The sequence below is a fragment of the Variovorax sp. P2_H12 genome (assembly GCF_056403395.1).
In genome coordinates, this window is record NZ_JBFUFO010000009.1 from 148,849 (window position 1) to 171,436 (window position 22,588).

Annotated in this window: 20 protein-coding genes; 15 read left to right on the plus strand and 5 right to left on the minus strand. The window is 68.8% G+C overall.

The genetic code is table 11. The features are described from left to right. Nucleotides 1–152 precede the first annotated feature (152 nt). Nucleotides 153–2,228 carry a site-specific recombinase gene (locus AC1DYK_RS08415; protein WP_478165932.1) on the plus strand — a complete coding sequence of 692 codons (2,076 nt, stop codon included), beginning with the start codon at nt 153–155 and terminating at the stop codon, nt 2,226–2,228. Between the two features lie 19 nt (nt 2,229–2,247). On the opposite strand, the gene AC1DYK_RS08420 is transcribed toward AC1DYK_RS08415, so the two are convergent. The 4 genes from AC1DYK_RS08420 to AC1DYK_RS08435 are packed head-to-tail and all read right to left on the minus strand — an operon-like array spanning nt 2,248 to nt 4,973. Next, nucleotides 2,248–3,033 (minus strand): aldolase, encoded by a 786-nt coding sequence (locus AC1DYK_RS08420; protein ID WP_478165933.1) that lies wholly within the window; start codon nt 3,031–3,033, stop codon nt 2,248–2,250. Continuing rightward, entirely contained in the window at nt 3,030–3,671 is a 642-nt protein-coding gene (locus AC1DYK_RS08425) for a 2-dehydro-3-deoxy-6-phosphogalactonate aldolase (protein ID WP_478165853.1), read from the minus strand. The genes AC1DYK_RS08420 and AC1DYK_RS08425 overlap by 4 nt, the downstream gene beginning before the upstream one ends. After that, a complete protein-coding gene (locus AC1DYK_RS08430) occupies nt 3,668–4,564 on the minus strand; it encodes a 2-dehydro-3-deoxygalactonokinase (protein WP_478165854.1) in 897 nt (298 codons plus the stop codon). Before AC1DYK_RS08430 ends, AC1DYK_RS08425 begins: the two co-directional genes overlap by 4 nt. A gap of 16 nt (nt 4,565–4,580) precedes the next feature. Continuing rightward, complete coding sequence (locus AC1DYK_RS08435) at nt 4,581–4,973, minus strand: RidA family protein (RefSeq protein WP_478097372.1); 393 nt, start codon at nt 4,971–4,973, stop codon at nt 4,581–4,583. Nucleotides 4,974–5,084: 111 nt separating this feature from the next. Here AC1DYK_RS08435 and AC1DYK_RS08440 point away from each other — a divergent pair, with 111 nt between their 5' ends. The 14 genes from AC1DYK_RS08440 to AC1DYK_RS08505 all read left to right on the plus strand — a co-directional run bounded on the left by AC1DYK_RS08440 (nt 5,085) and on the right by AC1DYK_RS08505 (nt 20,630). Then, nucleotides 5,085–6,677 carry an ABC transporter substrate-binding protein gene (locus AC1DYK_RS08440; RefSeq protein ID WP_478165855.1) on the plus strand — a complete coding sequence of 531 codons (1,593 nt, stop codon included), beginning with the start codon at nt 5,085–5,087 and terminating at the stop codon, nt 6,675–6,677. Nucleotides 6,678–6,689: 12 nt separating this feature from the next. Next, nucleotides 6,690–7,640 carry an ABC transporter permease gene (locus tag AC1DYK_RS08445; RefSeq protein ID WP_478165856.1) on the plus strand — a complete coding sequence of 317 codons (951 nt, stop codon included), beginning with the start codon at nt 6,690–6,692 and terminating at the stop codon, nt 7,638–7,640. Next, nucleotides 7,637–8,503 (plus strand): ABC transporter permease, encoded by an 867-nt coding sequence (locus AC1DYK_RS08450; RefSeq protein ID WP_478165857.1) that lies wholly within the window; start codon nt 7,637–7,639, stop codon nt 8,501–8,503. Before AC1DYK_RS08445 ends, AC1DYK_RS08450 begins: the two co-directional genes overlap by 4 nt. Further along, a complete protein-coding gene (locus AC1DYK_RS08455; RefSeq protein ID WP_478165858.1) occupies nt 8,500–9,540 on the plus strand; it encodes an ABC transporter ATP-binding protein in 1,041 nt (346 codons plus the stop codon). Before AC1DYK_RS08450 ends, AC1DYK_RS08455 begins: the two co-directional genes overlap by 4 nt. Next, the gene (locus AC1DYK_RS08460) at nt 9,537–10,526 is read left to right on the plus strand and encodes an ABC transporter ATP-binding protein (RefSeq protein WP_478165859.1); all 990 of its coding nucleotides are present in this window, start codon (nt 9,537–9,539) and stop codon (nt 10,524–10,526) included. The genes AC1DYK_RS08455 and AC1DYK_RS08460 overlap by 4 nt, the downstream gene beginning before the upstream one ends. Nucleotides 10,527–10,542: 16 nt before the next feature. Further along, entirely contained in the window at nt 10,543–11,814 is a 1,272-nt protein-coding gene (locus tag AC1DYK_RS08465; RefSeq protein WP_478165860.1) for an amino acid deaminase, read from the plus strand. Nucleotides 11,815–11,822: 8 nt separating this feature from the next. Next, the gene (locus AC1DYK_RS08470) at nt 11,823–12,728 is read left to right on the plus strand and encodes a MurR/RpiR family transcriptional regulator (RefSeq protein ID WP_478165861.1); all 906 of its coding nucleotides are present in this window, start codon (nt 11,823–11,825) and stop codon (nt 12,726–12,728) included. Further along, nucleotides 12,725–14,212, plus strand: coding sequence for an N-acyl-D-amino-acid deacylase family protein (locus tag AC1DYK_RS08475; RefSeq protein ID WP_478165862.1), 1,488 nt, complete (start codon nt 12,725–12,727; stop codon nt 14,210–14,212). The genes AC1DYK_RS08470 and AC1DYK_RS08475 overlap by 4 nt, the downstream gene beginning before the upstream one ends. Nucleotides 14,213–14,345: 133 nt before the next feature. After that, nucleotides 14,346–15,299, plus strand: a complete 954-nt coding sequence (locus AC1DYK_RS08480; protein ID WP_478165863.1) for a 2-hydroxyacid dehydrogenase — start codon at nt 14,346–14,348, stop codon at nt 15,297–15,299. Between the two features lie 12 nt (nt 15,300–15,311). Further along, entirely contained in the window at nt 15,312–16,058 is a 747-nt protein-coding gene (locus AC1DYK_RS08485) for a FadR/GntR family transcriptional regulator (RefSeq protein ID WP_478165864.1), read from the plus strand. Between the two features lie 78 nt (nt 16,059–16,136). Further along, the gene (locus tag AC1DYK_RS08490; protein WP_478165865.1) at nt 16,137–17,513 is read left to right on the plus strand and encodes an ABC transporter substrate-binding protein; all 1,377 of its coding nucleotides are present in this window, start codon (nt 16,137–16,139) and stop codon (nt 17,511–17,513) included. A gap of 174 nt (nt 17,514–17,687) precedes the next feature. After that, nucleotides 17,688–18,563, plus strand: a complete 876-nt coding sequence (locus AC1DYK_RS08495) for a carbohydrate ABC transporter permease (RefSeq protein ID WP_478165866.1) — start codon at nt 17,688–17,690, stop codon at nt 18,561–18,563. Beyond that, nucleotides 18,560–19,417 (plus strand): carbohydrate ABC transporter permease, encoded by an 858-nt coding sequence (locus tag AC1DYK_RS08500; RefSeq protein WP_442284888.1) that lies wholly within the window; start codon nt 18,560–18,562, stop codon nt 19,415–19,417. The genes AC1DYK_RS08495 and AC1DYK_RS08500 overlap by 4 nt, the downstream gene beginning before the upstream one ends. Before the next feature lie 142 nt (nt 19,418–19,559). Continuing rightward, nucleotides 19,560–20,630: an ABC transporter ATP-binding protein gene (locus tag AC1DYK_RS08505; RefSeq protein WP_478165867.1), complete on the plus strand. Its 1,071-nt coding sequence runs from the start codon at nt 19,560–19,562 to the stop codon at nt 20,628–20,630. Between the two features lie 64 nt (nt 20,631–20,694). Here AC1DYK_RS08505 and AC1DYK_RS08510 read toward each other — a convergent pair whose 3' ends face one another. Beyond that, nucleotides 20,695–22,500 carry a DEAD/DEAH box helicase gene (locus AC1DYK_RS08510; RefSeq protein ID WP_478165868.1) on the minus strand — a complete coding sequence of 602 codons (1,806 nt, stop codon included), beginning with the start codon at nt 22,498–22,500 and terminating at the stop codon, nt 20,695–20,697. Between the last annotated feature and the right edge of the window lie 88 nt (nt 22,501–22,588).

Sequence of the window (22,588 nt, forward strand, 5' to 3'; positions counted from 1 at the left end):
GCGTGTTCGCTGTCGGCATTTTGCTGCTGTGGACACGTCGGCCCGCGCTCTCCAGGCAGATGCGGCTGTGCGCGTTTCCGGTCGAAGAATCAGCAGGAAGCGGTGTGCGCCAGCGTCGCTTCCTCCCCACCGGATTCAATTTCGTGAGCTCCATGCCTGGCATCTTCACCGCCTTCAAGAAGTGGCGCGCGTCGCGCAGCGCGGGGCACCAGCTCGACGCCCTGCTGGCGATGGCGGACGCGACAGCGTCCTATGCCGAGCGCAGCGAATGGCTGATCGAACTCGCGCACTGGATTCGCCGCCGCGGCATCGTGCAGGCGGACGGCGCCACGGAGGCGCGCTCCGTCCAGGAGCACACCCGCTTGCGCTACATGCTGAACGTGCTCGACCGCAATCCCGCGTGGAAGGCGAATGTCGCGGGCATCCTGCGCGCCGTGCTGCGCGAGAGCGACGGCATCTCGCTCTTGTGCGATGCCGGCATGCCGGTTCACTCCGGCTTCTTCGGCGCGTTGACCGAGCGCATCCAGTCGTCGCTGATTCCGCCGGCGCCGAACCGGCGCGAACTGAGCGCGCTGTTCACGCTGATGTTCACGTCGAGCGCGGACGCCGACTGGATCGACACGCTGCCGCCCGATGTGCTCGATCGCATCCGGGCGCTGTTCGATCACGACGCGGCTGACGACACGCGGCGTACGGGCGCCTTCTCGCTCGACCTGCTGGCCGCCCTGCACAACCTGACCTGCCAGATCAGCTCGACGGGCATGTCGCAGATGGTGCGCGGCCGGCTCGGCGATGCCGACGCCCGCGTCGCGACCGAATCGCAGCCGTTCTACCGGCTGCCGCGTGCCATGCTGGCGGTCGAGGCCGCGCACGAGGCGGTCGAGGACGGCGCGGAGCCCGGCCGGCTGCTGCGCGAGGTCAACTACCTGCGGGTCCTGCTGGACCAGTGCCGCATCGCCATCGACGACGTGTTCGCCAACCTCTACCAAAACGGTGTCAGCATCGACATCGTGTTCCAGATGGAGCGCATGCGCATGCGCATCGCCCGCGCCGAGCAACTGCTGGACACCTGGATGGCGCCCGACGACATGCGTGCCATGGCGCGCCTGACGGCCGAACTCGTGACGGCGAACCAGGAAAGCCAGAGCGTCTCGCACCTGATGCGCAGCAACTTCTCGCTGCTGGCGCGCAAGGTGGTCGAATACAACGCCGACACCGGCGAGCACTACATCGCCCGCGACCGCCAGGAATACCTGAAGATGCTGCGCATGGCGGCCGGCGGCGGCCTCGTCACGGTGGTCACGGTCTGCGTCAAGTTCGCGATCAGCGGCGCCCAATTGGCCTCCCTGCTCGAGGGCCTGCTGGCCGGCATCAACTACGCCGCGAGCTTCCTGCTGATCCACTTCCTGCACTTCTCGCTGGCGACCAAGCAGCCCGCGATGACCGCGCCGACGCTGGCCCGCGAACTCGACGCGGCAGGCACGCCCCAGGGCATGGACGACTTCGTGACTTCCGTGCTGGCCTTGATCCGCACCCAGGCGGCCGCGGTGCTCGGCAATGTGCTGGCGGTCTTTCCCGTGTGCCTCGGCGTGGCGCTGTTGTGGCGCACGCTCTTCGGATCGGACCTCATCTCGCCGGACAAGGCGCACGCCACGCTGCAGTCGTTCTCGCTGCTCGGGCCGACCCCGATCTACGCCGCCTTGACGGGCGTGCTGCTGTGGTCGTCAAGCCTGTTCGCGGGCTGGGTCGACAACTGGTTCGTGCTGCACCGGGTCGGCGACGCGCTGGCTTACAACCGCCGCCTGCGCCTGACGCTCGGCGCCGCCGGCGTGGCCCGGCTGGCGGCCTTCTGGCGCTCGAACATCGCCGGCGTGGCCGGCAACATCTCGCTGGGGCTCCTTCTGGGACTCGTTCCTGCCCTCCTGTCGGCCTTCGCGTTCAGCTTCGAGGTGCGGCACGTGACGCTGAGCGCGGGCTCGATCGGCGTCGCGCTCGGCGTGCTCGGCAAGGCGCCCCTGCATTCGGCGGAACTGTGGTGGGCGGTGGCCGGCGTCTGCAGCATGGCGGTGTTGAACGTGGCGGTGAGTTTCGCGCTGGCGTTCCACATGGCCATCCGCTCGCGCGACTTGCGGCGCGCGCACGTCCGCTCGTTGTACGAAGGCGTCTGGCGCCGGATGCGCAGCCGTCCGATGGAACTGTTCTGGGCCGGCACTGTGCGGCGCGCCTGAGCGCGCCGCGGCGCGTGCCCTATGCGGCGTGGCGCGGCGCCGGCAGCAGGCGCCCGAGCGCCTTGAAGAACAGGTCCGACTGCTCGCGCTCGCCCTGGATTTGCGCCGCCACCTGCGCGGCCAGCGCGGCCCCGACCGGCACCAGCGGCCGGCCGGTGGACTGCGCGATCACCTGGTGCAGGCAGGCGCGCTCGAGGTAGTACAGGTCGTCGTAGGCATGGGCGATGGTCGCCCCGGCCACCACCACGCCGTGGTTCGCGAGGAAGGCCACGTCCTTGCCGGCCATCGCGCGGGCGATGCGTTCGCCCTCGTGGTCGTCGAGCGCCAGGCCGTTGTAGTCGGCGTCGATCGCGATCCGGTCCATGAAGCGCATCGCGTTCTGGCTCAGCGTCGGGTCGAGCGCCCGGTCGACCGTCAGCGTGAGTGCGGTGGCATAGGGCATATGGCAATGCAGCACCACCGCGTGGCCCCTGACGCGATGCACCGCGCCATGGATGAAGAGGGCGGTGGGCTCGACCCGGTGCCGGCCCGCGAGCACCTCGCCATGGACGTCGATCAGGACGATGTCGTCGGGGCCGATCTCGCTCCAGTGCAGGCCGCGCGGGTTGATCAGGTAGCGGTCCTGGGCGCCGGGCAGCATGACGCTGAAATGGTTGCACACGCCCTCGGACAGGCCGTGGTGCGCGGCGGCACGGAGGGCGAGCGCGAGGTCCTGGCGCAGGGTGCGCACGGCGGGGCTGGCGTAGTCGGAATCTGCGGACATGGCGGGGCTCGTCGGAGAGTTGTTGAAGGAAGGCGGTTTCAGGCGCGCTGGCTGCCCGAGAAGGCGGCCACGAAGCGCAGCGCGTCCTCCCGCACCGCGGCCGCGCTCTTGCCGGGCTTGTAGAGCGCCGAGCCGATGCCGAAGCCGGCCGCGCCGGCCGCGCGCCAGGTGGCCATGTTGTCGGGCGTGATGCCGCCGACCGGCATCAGCGGCGTGCCCTTGGGCAGCACCGCGAGCAGCGCCTTGACCACCGCCGGCGAGGCCAGTTCGGCGGGAAACAGCTTGAGGCCGGTGGCGCCTGCGGCCAGTGCGCCGAAGGCCTCGGTCGGCGTCATCACGCCGGGCAGGCTCACGAGCCCGAGCCGGGCGGCCTCGGCGATCACCTCGGCGTTGAAGTTCGGCGCCACGATCAATTCGCCGCCGGCGGCATGCACCTCGCGCACCTGCTGCGCGCCGAGCACCGTGCCGGCGCCCACCAGCGCCTGCGGAAAGCGCTGGCGCAGCAGCGCGATGCTCTCGAGCGGCTGCGGCGAATTCAGCGGCACCTCCAGCAGGCGGAAGCCCGACTCGACGATCGCGTCGCCCACCGCGGGCGCTTCGGCCGGCGTGAGCCCGCGCAGGATCGCCACCAGCGGCAGCGCCTGCAGGGCGGCGGAGAACTTGGTCGTGGGTGTGCTCATGGTCTTCTGTGGTTCGATGAATGGAGTGCGTGCAGGCCGGCCCAGGTGGCTTCGGTGCCGAGCGTGCGGGCCTGAGTGCCGGCCGCCTGCAACGCCAGCAGGTAGCGCTGCGTGAGCGCGGGCGCGCCGATCAGCACCACCTCGACCGCAGCATGGACCGACTGGGTGCGAAGTTCCTCGCCGATCAGCAGGCCCGAGAGATAGCTCGAGAGTTCGCGCGTCGGCATGCGGTCGAACAGGGCCAGGGTGCGCGCGCCGAAAGCGTTGTGCAGCAGGCCCTGGCCGTTGTCGGACTGCGTCACGCCTTGCAGGAAGGCGGCCTCGTCGAGCGGCGCGGAAGTGTCCAGCGTGCGCGCGAGGATCGAGTGCTGGCTCAGGAGGGCATAGAACTCGCCGGTCATGAAGGTGCGGAAGCCGGTCACCATGCCGTTCTTCACCCGGGCCCACTTGTTGTGCGTGCCCGGCAGCACGAACAGGCCGTCGCGCAGGCCGGTCAGCGCCATGGCGCCGAGGATCTGCACCTCTTCGCCGCGCATCACGTCGGGCACGCCGTCGTGGGTGTCGCTCAGGCCCGGCACGATCGAGATCCGGCCGGGCTCGATCTCGAGGATCTTGCCGCGCACCTCGGCCAGGCCTGCGGGGCAGGCGCAGTAGGGCGCCTCGACCCAGCCCTGCTTGCTGCCGGCCATGCCCGAGATCAGGCAGCGGGTTCCGGCCGGGCGCATCCAGTCGGCGAACAGCGTCTCGAACACCTCGGTGAAGCCGCCGGGCTTGACGTTGAGGATGCCGCGCGGATGGGCCTGCTCGTCCAGCACCCGGCCGTCGGCGTCGAGCAGCGCGCCGCGCAGCGAACTGGTGCCCCAGTCGACGGCGACGAGTCGGTGGTGGGCCATGGATGCGTGCTCCGGTTCAGCCGCGCGGCTTGTAGGCCGTGACGTCGATCTCGACCTTGGCATCGATCATCAGCCGCGATTCGACGGTCGAGCGTGCCGGACGATGGTCGCCCAGGCATTCCATGTAGACCCGGTTGAAGCTGCCGAAGTCGCGCGCGTCGTTGAGCCAGACGCTGACCTTGGCGATGTCGGCCAGCGTGCAGTCGGCCAGCGCCAGGGCCTGCTCGATGCGCTTGAAGACCTGGCGCGTCTGGGCTTCGATGCCGCCGACGATGACCTGGCCCTGGTCGTCGGTGGGGACCTGCCCGGAGACGAAAACGAAGTCGCCGGCGCGGGTGGCGGGGGACAGCGGACGGGCCTGGCGGTCCGAGGCGATGGGTGATTGGCCGAGCATTTCAACGTGAGACATGGCGATGAATGTGTAAGAAATTTACAAAATAGATAAGGGCAAACCCCTTATTGACCTCGATACGACTGCAAATACGATCGACGATGTAATGTTATTACTCACGGAGCCACGATGCAATCTCCCGCCCTCACTGTAGCGACATCTGCTTTGTTCAGGCGCGCGCCGGTCTGGCGCCAGGTGGCCGGTGCCATCGCCGCCACGCTCGCGCTCGGCCTGGCCGCATCCGTGGCGTCGGCCCAGCCTGCCAGGGGCGGCGCCGCCAATCTCGCGATGGTCGGCGAGCCCCAGGGCCTGGACCCGATGGTCAGCACCGCCGACCTGGTCGGCACGATCATGCAGCACGTCTACGAGCCGCTCTACACCTTCGATGCCAACTGGAACGTGGCGCCGATGCTGGCCGAAGGCCTGCCGGTGGTGTCGAAGGACGGCCTGAGCTACACCATCGCGATCCGCAAGGGCGTCAAGCTGCACAACGGGCGCGACCTCGGCGCGGAGGATGTCGTGGCCTCGCTGCAGCGCTGGATGGAACTGTCGCCGCGCGGCAAGGCGGTCGGCAAGGAAGTGGAGTCGCTGACGGCCAAGGGCCCGCTCACCGTGGAGCTCAAGCTCAAGAGCCCCTACGCGCCGCTGCTGGCGCAGCTCGCGCTGCCGAGCGGCATGGCGGCGATCATGGCCAAGGAGAGCATCGCGCCGCAGCTCAAGGAGTTCATCGGCACCGGGCCCTACAAGTTCAAGGAGCGCCGTCCCGACCAGTTCACGGTGCTGGTGCGCCACGACGGCTACACCTCGCGCAAGGAGGCGCCGAGCGGTTACGCGGGCCGCCGTGAAGCGCTGCTCGACGAACTGCGCTTCGTGCCCGTGCCGAATGCCAACACCCGGGTCGAAGGCTCGCTCTCGGGCCAGTTCCAGTACGCCGACCTGCTGCCGGTGGAGGCCGCGGGCCGGATCGAGAAGGGCGCGCCGGCCGTGGTGCCGATCGTGACCAAGAACTTCGGCTTCCCCTACATCGTGTTCAACACCAAGGAAGGCGTGCTGGCCTCGCAGCCGCTGCGCCGCGCGGTGCAGACCGCGGTCGGGCAGGGCGAGCTGATGGCCGCGGGCTTCGGCGACAACCGCTTCTTCGTGGTCGAGCCCAACTTTTTCCCCAAGGGCACGCCCTACTATTCGGCCGCCGGCAGCAATGCCTACAACACGCGCAACCCTCAAGCGGCCAAGGAGCTCGCGGCCAAGGCCGGCTACAACGGCCAGCCGATCCGCATCATGGCGAGCCGCCAGTACGAGTTCCACTACAACATGGCGCTGGTGATGGCCGAACAGCTCAAGAAGGCCGGCTTCAAGACCGACCTGCAGGTGGTCGACTGGGCCACGCTGGTGCAGCGCCGCAACGACGCCAAGCTGTGGGATGTGTACTTCACGCATTCGGGCCTGTTCCCCGAGCCGATGCTGTCGCCGCCGCAACTGGGCGACGGCGCGCCGGGCTGGTGGGACACGGCCGCCAAGAAGTCGACGCTGACGGCCTTCAACCAGGAAACCGACAGCGCCAAGCGCGGGGCGCTATGGGGCCCGGTGCAGCAGACCGTGTATGACGAGGTGCCGTTCATCGAGGTCGGCAAGTTCAACAGCCTGTCGGCGCGCTCGGCCAGGCTGGAGGGCTACACGCCCGCGATCTGGCCCTTCTTCTGGAACACGGGCCTCGGCAAGTAAGAGCGGATTCCCATGCTGCGCTTCCTGCTCACCCGCCTGGCCGGGGCCCTGGTGGTGCTCGCCATCGTCGCGGTGCTGGTTTTCGCCCTGACCCGCCTGGCGTCCGGCGACCCGGTCGCACTGCTGCTCGGCGACCAGGCGACCACCGAGGACATCGCCCAGGCCCGCATCCGGTACGGCCTGGACAAGCCCCTGCCGACCCAGTTCGTGCTGTGGGTGGGCGAGCTGCTGCAGGGCAATCTCGGGCAGTCGCTGTTCCTGCAGCGCCCGGTGGCGCAGGCGCTGCTGGAGCGCGCCGAGCCGACGCTGTTTCTGGCGCTGTTCGCGGTCGCCATCGCGGCGCTGATCGGCATCCCGGCCGGCATGGCGGCCGCCGTCTGGCGCGGCAGCGCGGCCGACCAGGTGGTCAGCGGCGTGGCGATGCTGGGCGCCAGCATCCCGAGCTTCTGGCTCGGCCTGATCCTGATCCAGTTCTTCGCGGTCAAGCTCGGCTGGTTCCCGGCCTCGGGCTATGGCGACCCCAGCGCCTCCTTCGGCGAACGGCTGCAGCACCTGTTGCTTCCGGCGCTGGTGCTGGGCCTGCTCAACTCGGCGCTGATCATCCGCTTCACGCGCGCCTCGATGCTCGACATCCTCGGCGAGGACTACGTGCGCACGGCGCGCGCCAAGGGCCTGCCCGAGGGCGTGATCATGGTCAAGCACGTGCTGCGCAACGCGCTGGTGCCGATCGTCACCGTGCTGGGCCTCACGCTGGCGCTGATGATCGGCGGCACCGTGGTGACCGAAACCGTCTTCAACCTGCCGGGCGTCGGCAACCTGGTGGTGCGCGCGGTGCTCCGGCGCGACTATCCGGTGATCCAGGGCACGCTGCTGGTGATCGCCGCGATCTACGTCTTCATCAACCTCGGCGTCGACTTCATCTACACCCTGGTCGATCCGCGCATCCGGCTGGAGGGCAAATGAGAGCCGCTGCCCTTGCCTGGCTGTCCGGTGCGATGCCGGTCGCTCGCCGCCTGTTCGGGCGCAGGATCGTGCTGGCCGCGGCGCTGGTGCTGCTGCTCGTGGTGGGCGTCGCGCTGCTCTATCCGCTGCTCTCCGACGCCGACCCCGGCGCCATCGAGATCGGCCAGCGCCTGCATGCACCGTCGTGGACGCACTGGGCCGGCACCGACGAGCTGGGACGCGACGTGATGCTGCGCATCGTGCACGGCGCGCGCTACTCGCTCTTGATCGGCTTCGTCACGGCCGCGGGCGCGGTGCTGTTCGGCACGCTGATGGGCATGCTCGCCGGGTTCTTCCGCCGGCTCGATGCGCCGCTGATGCGCGTGGTCGACGCCATGATGTCGTTCCCCGACATCCTGTTGGGGATCGCGCTGGTGTCGATCCTCGGCGTCTCGCTGTGGAACGTGATGCTGGCGCTGGTGATCGTCTACACGCCGCGCGTGGCCCGCGTGGTGCGCGCCACCACGCTGGTGCTGCGCGAGCTGCTGTTCGTCGATGCGGCGCGCGCGCTGGGGGTGCGCACGCCTCGCATCCTGTGCAAGCACATCCTGCCGAACCTGATGTCGCCGATCCTGGTGCAGGTGACCTTCATCTTCGCCTACGCCATCCTGGCCGAGGCGGGCCTGTCGTTTCTCGGCGTCGGCGTGCCGCCCGACATCCCGACCTGGGGCACGATGATCGCGGGCAGTCTCGACTATGCAGACAAGGCCTTCTGGACCATCTTCTGCCCCGGCCTCGCGATCGTGCTGACCGCGCTGTCGCTGCAGATGCTGGGCGATGGCGTGCGCGACCTGCTCGACCCCAAGCTGAGGAAGGCCGCATGAATACGAATGCTTCTACAGCGCCGCGGCTCGAAGTGCAGGGCCTGTCGACCTCCTTCGCCACCGAAGCCGGCCGCATCCAGAGCGTGGCCGACGTCTCCTTTGCGATCCGGCCCGGCCAGACGCTGGCGCTGGTCGGCGAATCGGGCTCGGGCAAGTCCGTCACCAGCCTCACGCTCATGGGCCTGCATGCCAAGACCTCGCATGCGCAGGTCGAGGGCGAAGCGTGGTTCGTGCGGCGCGACGGCCGCCGGGTGAACCTGCTCGACATGCCCGAATCCGAGAAGCGCGCGCTGCGCGGCAACGAGCTCGGCATGATCTTCCAGGAGCCCATGACCAGCCTGAACCCGGTGCTGACCATCGGCGAGCAGATTGCCGAATCGGTGCGCCTGCATCTGAAGCTGGACCGCAAGGCGGCCCATGCCCATGCGCGGCGGATGCTCGAACTGGTCGAGATCCCGGCCGCCGCTCAGCGGGTCAACGAGTATCCGCACCAGCTCTCGGGCGGCATGCGCCAGCGCGTGATGATCGCGCTCGCGATGGCCTGCAACCCGACGCTGCTGATCGCCGACGAGCCGACCACCGCGCTCGACGTCACGATCCAGGCCCAGATCCTCGCGCTGATGGGCCGGCTGCAGAAGGAGACCGGCATGAGCATGCTGTTCGTCACGCACAACCTCGGCGTGGTGGCGCAGTACGCCGATGCGGTGGCCGTGATGTATGCGGGGCGGATCGTCGAATCGGCGCCGGTGCACGATCTGTTTGCGCGGCCCGGGCATCCGTACACCCGGGGCCTGCTGGCCTGCCTGCCGGGTGTGGCGCGGCGGCGCGGCTCGCCTGTGCAGGCCGGCAGGCGTCCGCAACTCGTGGCGATCCCGGGCCAGGTATCGAGCCCGTTCGCACCGCCGCCGGGCTGTGCCTTCGCGCCGCGCTGCGCATTCCGTCGAGAAGCCTGCGATGCCCGCATGCCGATGCTCGAAACCACCGGGGGCGCACGCATGATGCGCTGCATCGGATTCACCGAGGAGGTGGCGGCATGACGAGTGCGGCATTGGCGAGCGAGCATCTGCTCGAGATCCGGAATCTCAAGAAGTACTTCGGCAAGGGCAGCCATCCGGTGCGGGCGGTCGACGACGTGAGCTTCACGATCCGCAAGGGCGAGACACTGGGCCTCGTCGGCGAATCGGGCTCGGGCAAGAGCACCATCGGCCGGCTGCTCACGCGGCTGGTCGATCCGACCGCTGGCCAGATGCTGTATCAGCCGCAGGGCTCGGACGCGGCGCCGCAGGATCTGGCGCATCTCACGCAGTCGCAGTTCAGGCCGTTGCGCTCCAAGGTCCAGATCATCTTCCAGGACCCTTACGCCAGCCTCAACCCGCGCATGCGGATCCGCGAGGTGCTGGCCGAGGCGCTGGACACCCACGGCCTGGCCAAGGGCGCGGCGCGCAAGCCGCGCATCGAGCAGTTGCTGCAGCAGGTGGGCCTTCGCTCCGAGCATGCCGATCGCTTTCCGCACGAGTTCTCGGGCGGCCAGCGCCAGCGCATCGGTATCGCGCGCGCATTGGCGGTCGAGCCGCAGTTCATCGTGGCCGACGAGCCGCTGTCGGCGCTCGACGTGTCGATCCAGGCCCAGGTGGTCAACCTGCTGGGCGAGCTCAAGGAGCAGCTCGGCCTCACGCTGCTGTTCATCTCGCACGACCTCGACGTGGTGGAATACCTCTGCGACCGGGTGGTCGTGCTGTACCTCGGCCGCGTGATGGAGATCGCGCCGACCGAAGCGCTCTACGCCAGTCCGCAGCACCCGTACACGCGTGCGCTGCTGGCGGCGGCGCCGATTCCCGACCCCGCCCAGCGGCGCGTGGTGCCGCTGCTGCAGGGCGATCTGCCCAGCCCCGCGAATCCGCCCTCGGGCTGCGTGTTCCGCACCCGCTGCCCGCTGGCGCAGGCGCGCTGCGCGAGCGCCGACATGCAACTGCGCGAAGTGCAGCCCGGCCACTGGCATGCCTGCTGGCGCAACGATCTTTGAGTAACCTCCACACACCATGACCCCAGAGCTGATCCTCGATCACCGCAGCAAGAGCTACCCGCTCACGGCTGCGCCGTGCCGCGCCGCCGATATCGGCAGGAACAAGTGGAACCTGCTGGCCGACGACCTGGCCTACCCGCTGGCCGTGATCCGGCGCTCCGCGCTGGCCCACAACATCGCCTGGATGCAGGACTATGCCGAGCGCAAGGGCGTCAGCCTGGCGCCGCACGGCAAGACCACCATGTCGCCCGAGCTGTTCGCGCAGCAACTGGCGGGCGGCGCCTGGGGCCTGACCTTCGCGACGATCTTCCAGCTGGCCGTCGGCGTGGAAGCCGGCGCCCGCCGCGCCATCATCGCCAACCAGGTGGTCTGCGACGCCGACCTCGACGCGCTCGACCTGCTGCTCGCGCGCCACGACGGCCTGCGGGTCTGGTTCCTGGTCGACTCGCTGGCGCAGCTGGCGCTGATCGAGGACTGGGCAGCGCGCCGCGGGTCGGGCCGCCGCTTCGACGTGCTGGTCGAGATCGGCGTGCCGGGCCAGCGCACCGGCTGCCGCACGCGCGAGGAGGCCCTGGCGCTGGCCGCCGCCATCGCGCGCTCGTCCACCGCGCAACTGGGCGGCATCGAGTGCTACGAGGGCGGCCTCGCGACCTGCGACAGCGCGCATGACGCGCGCGAAGTCACGGCGCTCGTGAACCGCGTGCTGGAAGTGGCGCAGGCCTGCGATGCGCAGCAGCTGTTCTGCGACCCCACCGTGATGCTGACGGCCGGCGGCTCGGCCGTGTTCGACCTGGTGCTGCCGCTGCTGCGCGCGCAGGGCCTGTCGCGCCCGGTGCAGGGCGTGCTGCGCTCGGGCTGCTACATCACGCACGACCACGGCAACTACGCGCGCTTCCTGAAGCAGGTCGAGCGGCGCGAGGGGCTGGATGCCTCGCTGCGGGCGGCGCTCGAAGTCTGGGCCATGGTGCAGTCGGTGCCCGAGCCCGGCCTGGCCTTGCTGACCTGCGGCCGGCGCGACATCTCCTACGACCTCGAGATGCCGATCCCGGTGCGCCATGCCCCGCGCGGTGCGCGCAGCCCGGACGCCGCACCGCCGGGCTGGCGCGTCAGCGCGCTCAACGACCAGCATGCCTACCTGCGCTTCGACCCCGCAGGGCCGGCGCCGCAGGTCGGCGACCGCGTTGCCCTGGGCATCTCCCACCCGTGCACCACCTTCGACAAGTGGCGCTGGCTGGCGCTCGTCGAGGACGACGGCGCGGTCACCGGTGCGGTCAGCACCCGCTTCTGAAGGACGCAATGAACGGTTCCTCCGCTCAATTGCTGCAGCGCCTGCGCGAGCGCCTGCCCGAGCTGCCGGCCGCCCAGCGCAGCGTGGTGCAGTGCGTGCTCGAAGACCCGCGCGCGGCCGTGGCCGCCACCGTCGAGCAGCTCGCGCAGCAGGCCGGCGTCTCGATGCCGACCATCGTGCGCACCTGCCGCAGCTTCGGCTTCGAGTCGGTGCGCGAGTTCATGCTGGCGCTGGCGCAGGACCTCGCGGTCACCGGCTCCTACCTGCACCGCAGCGTGCTGGCCGAGGACAGCGCGGGCGACGTCGCCAGCAAGATCATCCATGCGGCCGTGTCCTCGCTGACCGAGCTGGGCCGCCGCATCGACGTCGAGGTGATCGACCAGGTCGCGAGCCGCCTGGCCGAGGCCAGGCGCATCGACTGCTACTCGGTGGGCGCGGCATCGACCTTCATGGCGAACGAGCTGCAGAGCCGCTTGTTCCGGCTCGGCTGCAACTCCAACGCCTTCTTCGATCTGCACCAGCAACTGGTCTCGGCCAGCACGCTGGGGCCCGACGGCGTCGCCTTCGTGATTTCGCACGTGGGCCGCATGCCCTACACGCTGGAGGCGGCGCGGTTCGCGCGCTCGCAGGGCGCCACCGTGGTGGCGCTGACGCAGCCCGACACGCCGCTGGCCGAGATCGCGGACCTGGTGCTCGCGGTGTCGGTGCCGCAGGACGCGGTGATGCGCGTCGGCACCGAGGCCTACCTGGCGCACCTGGTGGTGCTCGAGATCCTGATGGTGCGACTGGCGCAGAAGCTCGGGCCGGTCGCCACGCGCGGGCTGACGCAGTTCAAGCACCTGCTGCACAAGCACGGCTTCGACAGCGCCGAGTTCTCGGGCGCCACGGAAAAACTCGACGACCGTTCACGATGAAGCAAGACTTCGATCGCCCCACGCTGCTCAAGGGCGGCACGCTCGTCGACGGCAGCGACAGCCCGGGCTGGAAGGCCGACGTGCTGCTGGCCGGCGAACGCATCGCGTCGATCGCCGCGCCCGGCCAGACGCCGCCCGCACTGCTGGCCGGCCTGCGACTGCAAGGCCCGGTGCTCGAGATCGATTGCGGCGGGATGGTCGTCGCGCCCGGTTTCATCGACGTCCACACGCACGACGACGCGGCTGCGATCGAGAAGGCCGACATGCTGCCCAAGATCTCGCAGGGCGTGACGACCGTGATCGTCGGCAACTGCGGCATCTCGCTCGCGCCGGTGGTGACCGATTCGCCGCGGGCGCCGCTGTCGCTGCTGGGCCGGCACCAGTTCCGCCACGCCACGATGCGCGCCTATGCCGACGCCGTGAATGCGGCCCGGCCCGCGGTCAACGTTGCGGCACTGCTCGGCCACACCGCGCTGCGCATGCGCCACATGGCGGTGCTCGATCGAGCGGCCAATGAGGCCGAGCGCGCCGCGATGGCGGCCGACATGCAGGAGGCGATGGACGCCGGTGCGCTGGGGCTGTCGTCCGGCGTCTTCTACGAGGAGGCCTATGCCGCCGACGTCGAGGAACTGGTGGCGGTCGCCAGCGTGGCGGCACGCAACGGCGGTGTCTATGCCACCCATGTCCGCGACGAGCTGGCCGGCATCCTGCCGGCGCTGCAGGAGGCGGCGCTCACTGCGCGCCAATCGGGGCTGCCGCTCGTGATCTCGCACCACAAGTGCGCCGGCCCCGCCAACTGGGGCCGCACGCGCGAGACCCTGCCGCTGATCGAGGCGCTGGCGCGCGGCCAGGAGATCGGCATGGACGTCTACCCGTACACCGCGGGCTCCACGGTGCTGCGCGAAGACCTGGTCGACGGCATCATCGACATCCTGATCACGGGCAGCCAGGCGCACCCCGAGATGGGCGGGCGCTACCTGGCCGACATCGCCGCGGAGTGGGGCGTTTCGCAGCAGGACGCCGCGCTGCGCCTGAAGCCCGGCAATGCCTGCTACTTCCAGATGCGCGAGGACGACGTGCAGCGCGTGATGGCGCATCCGCTGTCGATGATCGGTTCCGACGGCCTGCCGCACGACGAGCGCCCGCATCCGCGCCTGTGGGGCGCGTTCCCGCGCGTGCTGGCCAGCTACTGGCGCGACAAGGGGCTGCTGCGCCTCGAGGAAGCCGTGCACAAGATGACGGGCCTGTCGGCCGCGCGCTTTCGCATCGGCGAACGCGGCCTGCTCAAGGCCGGCTACATGGCCGACGTGGTGGTCTTCGATCCGCTGCGCGTCAAGGATGGCGCCACCTTCGAGCATCCGCGCGCGTTCAGCGAAGGCATCGAGCATGTCTGGGTCAACGGGGTGTTGAGCTACACCGCCGAAGGGCGCGCGACGGGTGCGCGCGCAGGGCGCTTCGTGACGCGGGCCGCACCGCCGGGCTGATCCCGGCCGATCAGGGTTTGTCCTGCCGACTCTCGATTTCAATCATCATATGATTTGAATCGACAGCGATCGGATGACGGCGCTGCCGCAGGGCGCTTCGTGCGCATCGATGGTTCCAGCAGGAGACAGTGTGATGCCAGACAACGCAGGACGACCCGAGCTGCTGCTCGTCGCGCCGCTGATGCCCTTCCTGCTGGATCAATTGCGCCAGCACTACACGCTGCACGACCGCATCCACATCAGCGACCCGGCGGCCTTCGCGGCCGTGGCGCCGCGCATCCGCGGCGTGGTCGCCAACGGGGAGGCGAAGGTGCCGCGCGAACTGATCGCCCGCCTGCCGGCGCTCGAAGTGATCTCGGTCTTCGGCGTCGGCTACGACGGCGTCGATGTCGCGGCCGCGCACGAGCGCGGCGTGCCGGTCACCAACACGCCCGCCGTGCTCAACGACGATGTGGCCGATCTCGCGATCGGCCTGCTGATCGCGACGGCACGCCGCATTCCGCAGGCCGACCGCTTCGTGCGCACCAACGAATGGACGCACGGCCCGATCGCGTTGAGCCGCAAGGTCACGGGCGGCCGGCTCGGGCTGGTCGGCATGGGCCGCATCGGCCAGGCGATCGCCGAGCGCGCACTGGCCTTCAAGATGAGCGTGGCCTACACCTCGCGCTCGCCGCGCGCCGGCGTCGGCTACACCTACCATCCCGATGCAGTCTCGCTGGCCGCCGCGGTCGACTTCCTGGTCGTCATCACGCCCGGCGGTGCCGCCACGCGCGGCCTGATCGATGCGCGCGTGCTGAAGGCGCTCGGGCCCGACGGCTACCTCGTGAACGTCGCGCGCGGCAGCGTGGTCGACGAAGCGGCCCTGATCGACGCCCTGAGCCACGGCACCATCGCGGGCGCCGGCCTCGATGTCTTCGCCAACGAACCGAACGTGCCCGAGGCCCTGCGCGCCCTGCCCAACGTGGTGCTGACGCCGCACATCGGCAGCGGCACGAAGCAGACGCGCGAAGCCATGGGCCAGCTCACCTTCGACAACCTGCGCGCGCATTTCGCCGGCCAGCCCTTGTTGACCCCGGTCGACGCCTGACCAGGACGTTTCATGGCCAAGAACACCCACGGCCGCACGCTCGACCTGCTGGGTGAAGCGATCGTCTCGCGCCAGTACGCGGTCGGTGCGCCGATGCCGGCCGAGCCCCTGCTGTGCGAGGCCTTCGGCGTCAGCCGCACGGTGGTGCGTGAAGCCGTCAAGTCGCTGGTGGCCAAGGGCCTGATCGTCACCGGCCCCAAGGTCGGCACCCGCGTGCTGCCCGACGAGCAATGGAACTGGTTCGACCCCGACGTGATCACCTGGCAGGCGCGCGCCGGCCTCACGCCCGAGTTCCTGCGCGACCTGCAGGACCTGCGGCGTGCGGTGGAACCCGCCGCCGTCCGGCTGGCCGCCGAGCGCGCCACGCCGCAGGACATCGAGGAGATCGAGGCCGCCTACGCCGGCATGAAGCACGCGGTGGAATTCGGCGGCGACTACGTCACCTTCGACCTGCGCTTCCACAACGGCCTGTTGCGCAGTGCGCGCAACCGCATGCTGGCGCAGATGAGCAAGGCGCTGCATGCGCTGCTGCGCACCAGCTTCGAGATCTCCACCAGCAAGAAGGACGGCCCGGCGCAATCGCTGCCGATGCACCGCGCGGTGCTCGATGCGGTGATCGCGCGCAACCCGGCGCGGGCCGAGCGGGCCATCATCAAGCTGATCGACAGCGCGCGCGAGGACATCGACGACGTGCTGGGCTCGCGCCGCCAGCTGCCCCGGCTGTCGCGCCCACCCCCGCGCCTGCGGGCGGCGGCCTGAGGCGCACCACGGATTCCTGCTTCCCACCCCGGCTCGTGCATCGAGCCCTTCCGTTGCAAGAAAGAGGAGACAAGAGAAATGAAATTCAAAGCACTCGTGGTCCCGACATTGATGGCACTGGGCCTGACAGTCGCCGGCCAGGCCCTGGCGCAGGAGAAGCTCACTGTCTGGTGGGTCAAGGGCTTCTACAAGGCCGAGGACGACGCCTTGTTCGCCGCCATCAAGAAGTTCGAGGACAAGCACAAGGGTGTCAAGGTCGAACTCTCGCAGTATCCGGTGCAGGACATGATCCCCAAGACCGTCTCGGCGCTCGATTCGGGCAGCCCGCCCGATGTCGCCTATGCCGACGTCTACGACTTCCAGGTCACGGGCAAGTGGGCCTACGACGACAAGCTCGAGGACATCAGCAGCGTGATGGCCCCGATCGCCTCGCGCTTCGCGCCGAACACCATCGAGACCACCTTCCTGTACGACGACAAGACCAAGGCGAAGGCCTACTACGCCTTCCCGATCAAGCAGCAGACGATGCACATCGAGTACTGGATCGACATGCTGAACGAGGCCGGCGTCAAGGAGTCGGACATCCCGACGGGCTGGAAGGACTACTGGTCGTTCTGGTGCGAGAAGGTGCAGCCGGCCAGCCGCCAGAAGAGCGGCAAGCGCAACTTCGGCATCGGCATGCCGATGGGCGTGGATTCGAGCGATTCGTTCTATTCCTTCCTGACCTTCGCCGACGCCTACAACGTGAAGATGGTCAACGACAGCGGCAAGCTGCTGGTCGACGACCCTGCCGTGCGTGCCGGCCTGATCAGCGCGATGACCGACTACACGGCGCCCTACACCAAGGGCTGCACGCCGCCGTCGTCCACGAGCTGGAAGGACCCGGACAACAACGTCGCCTTCCACAACAAGACGACCGCCATGACGCACAACGCGACCATCTCGATTGCCGCCAAGTGGCTCGACGACTCCAACAACGCGTCGCTCACGCCCGAGCAGCGCGAGGAGGCCAAGAAGAACTACACCGAGCGCATCCGCACCGCAGGCTTCCCGAACAAGCCCGACGGCAGCAAGATGGTCTACCGCACCGCGGTCAAGACCGGCGTGGTGTTCAAGGAGGCCAAGAACAAGCAGCGCGCCAAGGAGTTCGTCGCCTTCCTGCTGCAGGAAGAGAATCTCACGCCCTACGTCGAGGGCTCGCTGGGCCGCTGGTTCCCGGTCACCAAGGCGGGGCAGGCGAGCCCGTTCTGGCAGGCCGATCCGCATCGCAAGTCGGTCTTCAACCAGTACGCGGCCGGCACCGTGACCTTCGAATTCACCAAGAACTACAAGTTCACCGTGCTCAACAACGAGAACGTCTGGGCCAAGGCGATGAATCGCGTGGTGAGCGACAAGGTACCGGTGGACAAGGCGGTCGACGAGATGATCGAGCGCATCAAGACGGTCGCGCGATGAAGATCACCCCCAGCCTCGCCCACTGCGTGTGGCTCGGGCACCCCCTTCCAGGGGGCAACCCCAGCGGCCCGGCGAAGCCGGTTCCGCGGGGTTCCTGGCCTTCGTTCAGGGCGGTTTCGTCGGCTGTCGGGCCGTGCTACGCCATGGGTAACTGAAATTCGGGGGTAGCCGACCATGAGTTCCACCGCAAGCGCCGTGACCGCGGCCGGCAGCGCCGCACAACCCGCCAGCAAGCTCGGGCGCTGGCAGTTCTGGGGCCGGCTGATGGTCGTTCCCTACCTGCTGGTGTTCGCGGTCTTCGTCCTCTACCCGGTGTGCTACGGGCTCTGGCTGGCGCGCCATCCGCAGAGCTACGTGCACCTGGTCGAGGACCCGATCTTCTTCCGCTCGGTCATCAACACGGTGGTGTTCCTGATCGTCGCCATCAACGTCAAGATGGCCGTGGCGCTGGTGCTGTCGGCCTTCTTCGTGCAGTCGCGCTGGTGGATCAAGGTCCTCGCGGGGATCTTCATCCTGCCCTGGGCCGTGCCGTCGATCCCGACCATCCTGTCGGTGCGCTTCATGCTCAACCCCGAGTGGGGCGTGATCAACAGCACCATCTTCCACCTGACCGGGCTCGACGGGCCCAACTGGCTCAACGAGCCGACGCTGGCGCTCGGCTTCGCGATGCTGATGCACATCTGGAAATCGCTGCCGTTCTGGACCCTGATCCTGGTGGCGGGGCGGCTGGCGATACCGGGCGAGCAGTACGAGGCGGCTTCGGTCGACGGCGCCAGTTCGTGGCAGAAGTTCCGCTTCATCAGCTGGCCGGCCTTGCGCACGCTCTATGTCACGTCGCTGATCCTGTCGATGATCTGGACGCTGGGCGATTTCAACAGCGTCTACCTGCTGACCGGCGGCGGCCCGGCCGACATGACGCATGTGCTCGCGACCATCGGCATCCGCTATCTGCGGCTCGACCAGGTCGACCTGTCGATGGCCTCCATCGTGGTCGCGATGCCGTTGATCCTGCCCCTGGTCTATTTCATGATGAAGAGGTTGTCGAAATGAGCCGCAAGCGCTGGACCCTCAAGTCGGCAGGCAACGAAGCCAAGCTGCTGCTGATCGGCATCCCGGTGCTGATCTGGACGCTGATCCCGATCTACCACATGGTGCTGTTCGCCATCTCGCCGCGCGGCACTGCGACCAGCGGCCGGCTCTGGCCGAAGTCGCCGACCCTCGACAACTTCAGCACCGTGTTCCAGCAGAAGCACTTCTACCTCGATCACTTCTGGGTGCAGTTGGGTAACTCGCTGTTCATCGCGGTGGCGGTCGGCGCGATCACGCTGTTCGTGGCGACCACCGCGGCTTTCGCGATCAGCCGGCTGCGCGTGCGGGGAGGGCGCACGGTGATGAACATGGCGCTGTTCACCTATTTCATCCCGGCCGCGTTCCTGGCCGTGCCGATGTACAAGACCATGGGCAACTATGGCCTGCTCAACAGCCAGTGGGCGCTGATCCTCGCGATGGTGACGATTGCCTCGCCGTACTGCATCTGGGTGCTCAAGCAGGCTTCCGACAAGCTGCCCTACGAGCTCGACGAGGCGGCGCGCATGGACGGCGCCTCGCCGCTGCAGCTCTTCAGGCTGGTCTACCTGCCGCTGATGGTGCCTTCGCTGGTGGCGGTCGGCACCTATGCGTTGCTGCTGGCCTGGAACGAGTATCTCTATGCCTTCCTGCTGCTGTCCAACGACCGCAGCGTGACGCTGGCCGTGGCGCTCGGCAACTTCCTTGCGGCCGACGATTCGCCCTGGGAACTGCTGATGGCGACCGGCCTCATCTACGCGCTGCCGCCGGCAGCGATCTACTACACGTTCAAGCGCTACATGGTCGGCGGCATCACCGCCGGAGCGGTCAAGAGCTGACCCCCAGGTTGCCCGGCACTGCGTGTCCGGGCGCCCACCCCCTTGCAGGGGGCGACACCAGCGGCCCGGCAAAGCCGGTTCCGCAGTGTCCCCCGAACAGGCCCGGGCTTCGCCGGGCCTACACAGAGAGAGAGACGACGATATGGCTTCAGTCACTTTTCGCGATGTCCAGAAGTCCTACGGCAAGACCCGGATCATCGAGCGCCTGGGCTTCGAGATCGAGGACGGCGAGTTCGTGGTGCTGGTCGGCCCCTCGGGCTGCGGCAAGTCCACGCTGCTGCGCATGCTCGCGGGCCTGGAGGACATCAGCGGCGGCGAGATCATGATCGACGGTCGGGTGGTCAACGAACTCGAGTCGAAGGACCGCGACATCGCGATGGTGTTCCAGAGCTACGCGCTGTATCCGCACATGACGGTGGGCGAGAACATGGGTTTCAGCCTGCGCCTGCGCAAGGCCGAGAAGGAGCTGACCGAGCGCCGTGTGGCCGACGCCGCGAAGATCCTCAATCTCGACGCCTTGCTCGGACGCTATCCGCGCGAGCTCTCCGGCGGGCAGCGGCAGCGGGTCGCGATGGGGCGGGCGATCGTGCGCGACCCCAAGGTGTTCCTGTTCGACGAGCCGCTGTCGAACCTCGACGCCAAGCTGCGGGTCGCGATGCGCGCCGAGATCAAGGCGCTGCACCAGCGCCTGAAGACCACCACGGTCTACGTCACGCACGACCAGATCGAGGCCATGACGATGGCCGACCGCATCGTCGTCATGCACGACGGCGCGGTCGAGCAGATCGGCACGCCGCTCGAACTGTATGACCGGCCCGACAACCTGTTCGTCGCCCAGTTCATCGGCTCGCCGGCCATGAACGTGCTCGAGGGCATGGTGCGGCGCGTCGACGGCCAGTGCCGGGTCGAGGCGCAGGGCGCCTCGTGGCCGGCGCCTGCGGGCACGTCGGCGGTCGATGGGCAGCAGGTCCACTACGGCGTGCGGCCGGGCGACATCACGCTGTCGACCCCGGACCGCGGCGTGCCGGCCCAGGTCATCGTGGTCGAGCCGACCGGCGCCGAGACCGAACTCGTGGTCCAGGTCGGCGAGACCACGTTGACGCTGGCGGTGCATGGCCGCGTCGACGCCGAGCCGGACCAGATCGTGGGGCTGGCGATCGGCAACGAGAGCGTGCACCTGTTCGATCGGCAGACCGGCCTGCGCCTGGCCTGAGCGCGCGCCCAAAGAAAAAGGGCGCAGCGCGCCCTTTTTTACGGAGGAGAGGAGTCGCTGCGACTCAGCGGCCGAAGGAGCGGCCACCGCCGCCGCCGTAGCCGCCACCACCGCCGCCATAGCCGCCACCCGAACGGCCGCCGCCGCCCGAACGCCCGCCGCCACCGCCGGAACGGTTGCCGCCGTAGCCGCCACCGCCGCCGCGACGGCCACGGCCGCCACCCAGGCTGTCGACGCTGGTGCGCAACGGATCCGGCTGTCCCTCGCCGCCGGCCACCGCTTCGGCACGCAGATGGGCCACCGCGTCGGCTTGCGTCGGGCTGTGGCTGTTGCCGTGATGGCGCGGCTGGCGCTCTTCATGCGGCAGATGGTTCTGATGGTGCGCCGGTGCATGGTGCGGCGTGCGCGCCGGTCCCTGCGGGCCGCGTGCCGGGCCTTGGCCACGGCCACCCTGGCCGCGCGGGCCCTGGCCGCCACCATTGGCGCTGCGGCCGGCCGGGGCGCCCTGGCCCTGTCCGTTGCCGCCGCCGCGACGCTGGCCACCGCCATTGCCGCCGCCACCACCGCTGCGTTCGCCCTGGCCTGCCTTGTTGTCGCGGATGCGCTGCATCATTTCCGTGCGCGCGGCCTTGGCCGCCGCCTGCATCACTTCACGGCTCGGCGGCCGGCCGGCGCCGCCCCAGATGGTCTGGCGGCCCATGGCGATCGGTTCGGCGCGTTCGCCTTCCTCGGGGCCGAAGCCGTCGATGACCTGCACGGGAATCGTCTGCTTGGTGAAGCGCTCGATCTCCTGCATGAAGCCTTCTTCGTCCAGGCAGACGAAGCTCACGGCCTCGCCGCTCGAACCGGCGCGGCCGGTGCGGCCGATGCGGTGGACATAGTCTTCGCTGACGTTCGGGATCTCGTAGTTGACGACGTGCGGCAGCTCGTCGATGTCGATGCCACGGGCCGCGATGTCGGTGGCCACCAGCGCGCGGATCTCTCCGCTCTTGAAGCCGGCCAGCGCCTGGGTGCGTGCGCTCTGGCTCTTGTTGCCGTGCAGCGCCATCGCCTCGATGCCGTTCTTGGTCAGGAACTCGGCCACGTTGTTGGCGCCGAACTTGGTGCGGGTGAACACCAGCACCTGGCTCCACTTGTGCTCGTTGATGATGTGGGCGAGCAGCGCCTTCTTCTTGCCGCGGCCGACCGGGTGGATCACCTGCGTGATGCGCTGAACGGTGGTGTTGCGCGGCGTGACCTGGATGCTCTGCGGGTTCTTGAGCAGCGTGGCGGCGAGGTCGCGGATCTCGTCGCTGAAGGTGGCCGAGAACAGCAGGCTCTGCTTTTCCTTCGGCACCAGCGCGAGGATCTTCTTGACGTCATGGATGAAGCCCATGTCGAGCATGCGGTCGGCTTCGTCGAGCACCAGCATCTGCACCTGCGACAGGTCGAGCATGCCTTGCTGCTGCAGGTCGAGCAGGCGGCCGGGGGTGGCCACCAGGATGTCGACGCCGCTCTTGAGCTTGCTGATCTGCGGGTTCATGCCGACGCCGCCGAAGATCACGGTGGAAGTCAGCTGAAGGTATTTGCCGTAGGTACGAACGGATTCTTCGACCTGGGCCGCGAGTTCGCGCGTGGGGGTCAGCACCAGGGCACGGATGCCGGTGCCGCCGAACTTGTTGGTGGCGCTGCGGCTCATCGTGAGCTTGTGCAGCAGGGGGAGGGTGAAGGCAGCGGTCTTGCCGGTGCCGGTCTGGGCGCCGCCCAGCAGGTCATGGCCGTCGAGCACGGCCGGAATGGCCTGGGCCTGGATCGGCGTGGGGGTTTCATAGCCCTGCTCATGCACGGCCTTCAAGATGGCCGGGGCCAGCTTCAGTTCATCAAAGTTCATTGAGTTCAACAAGCGCCCTACACGGCGCAGTGGTATCCACCCGCTCGGGCGTCACATCGGACGACGAGCCAGTAAGGGCAGATGGGTC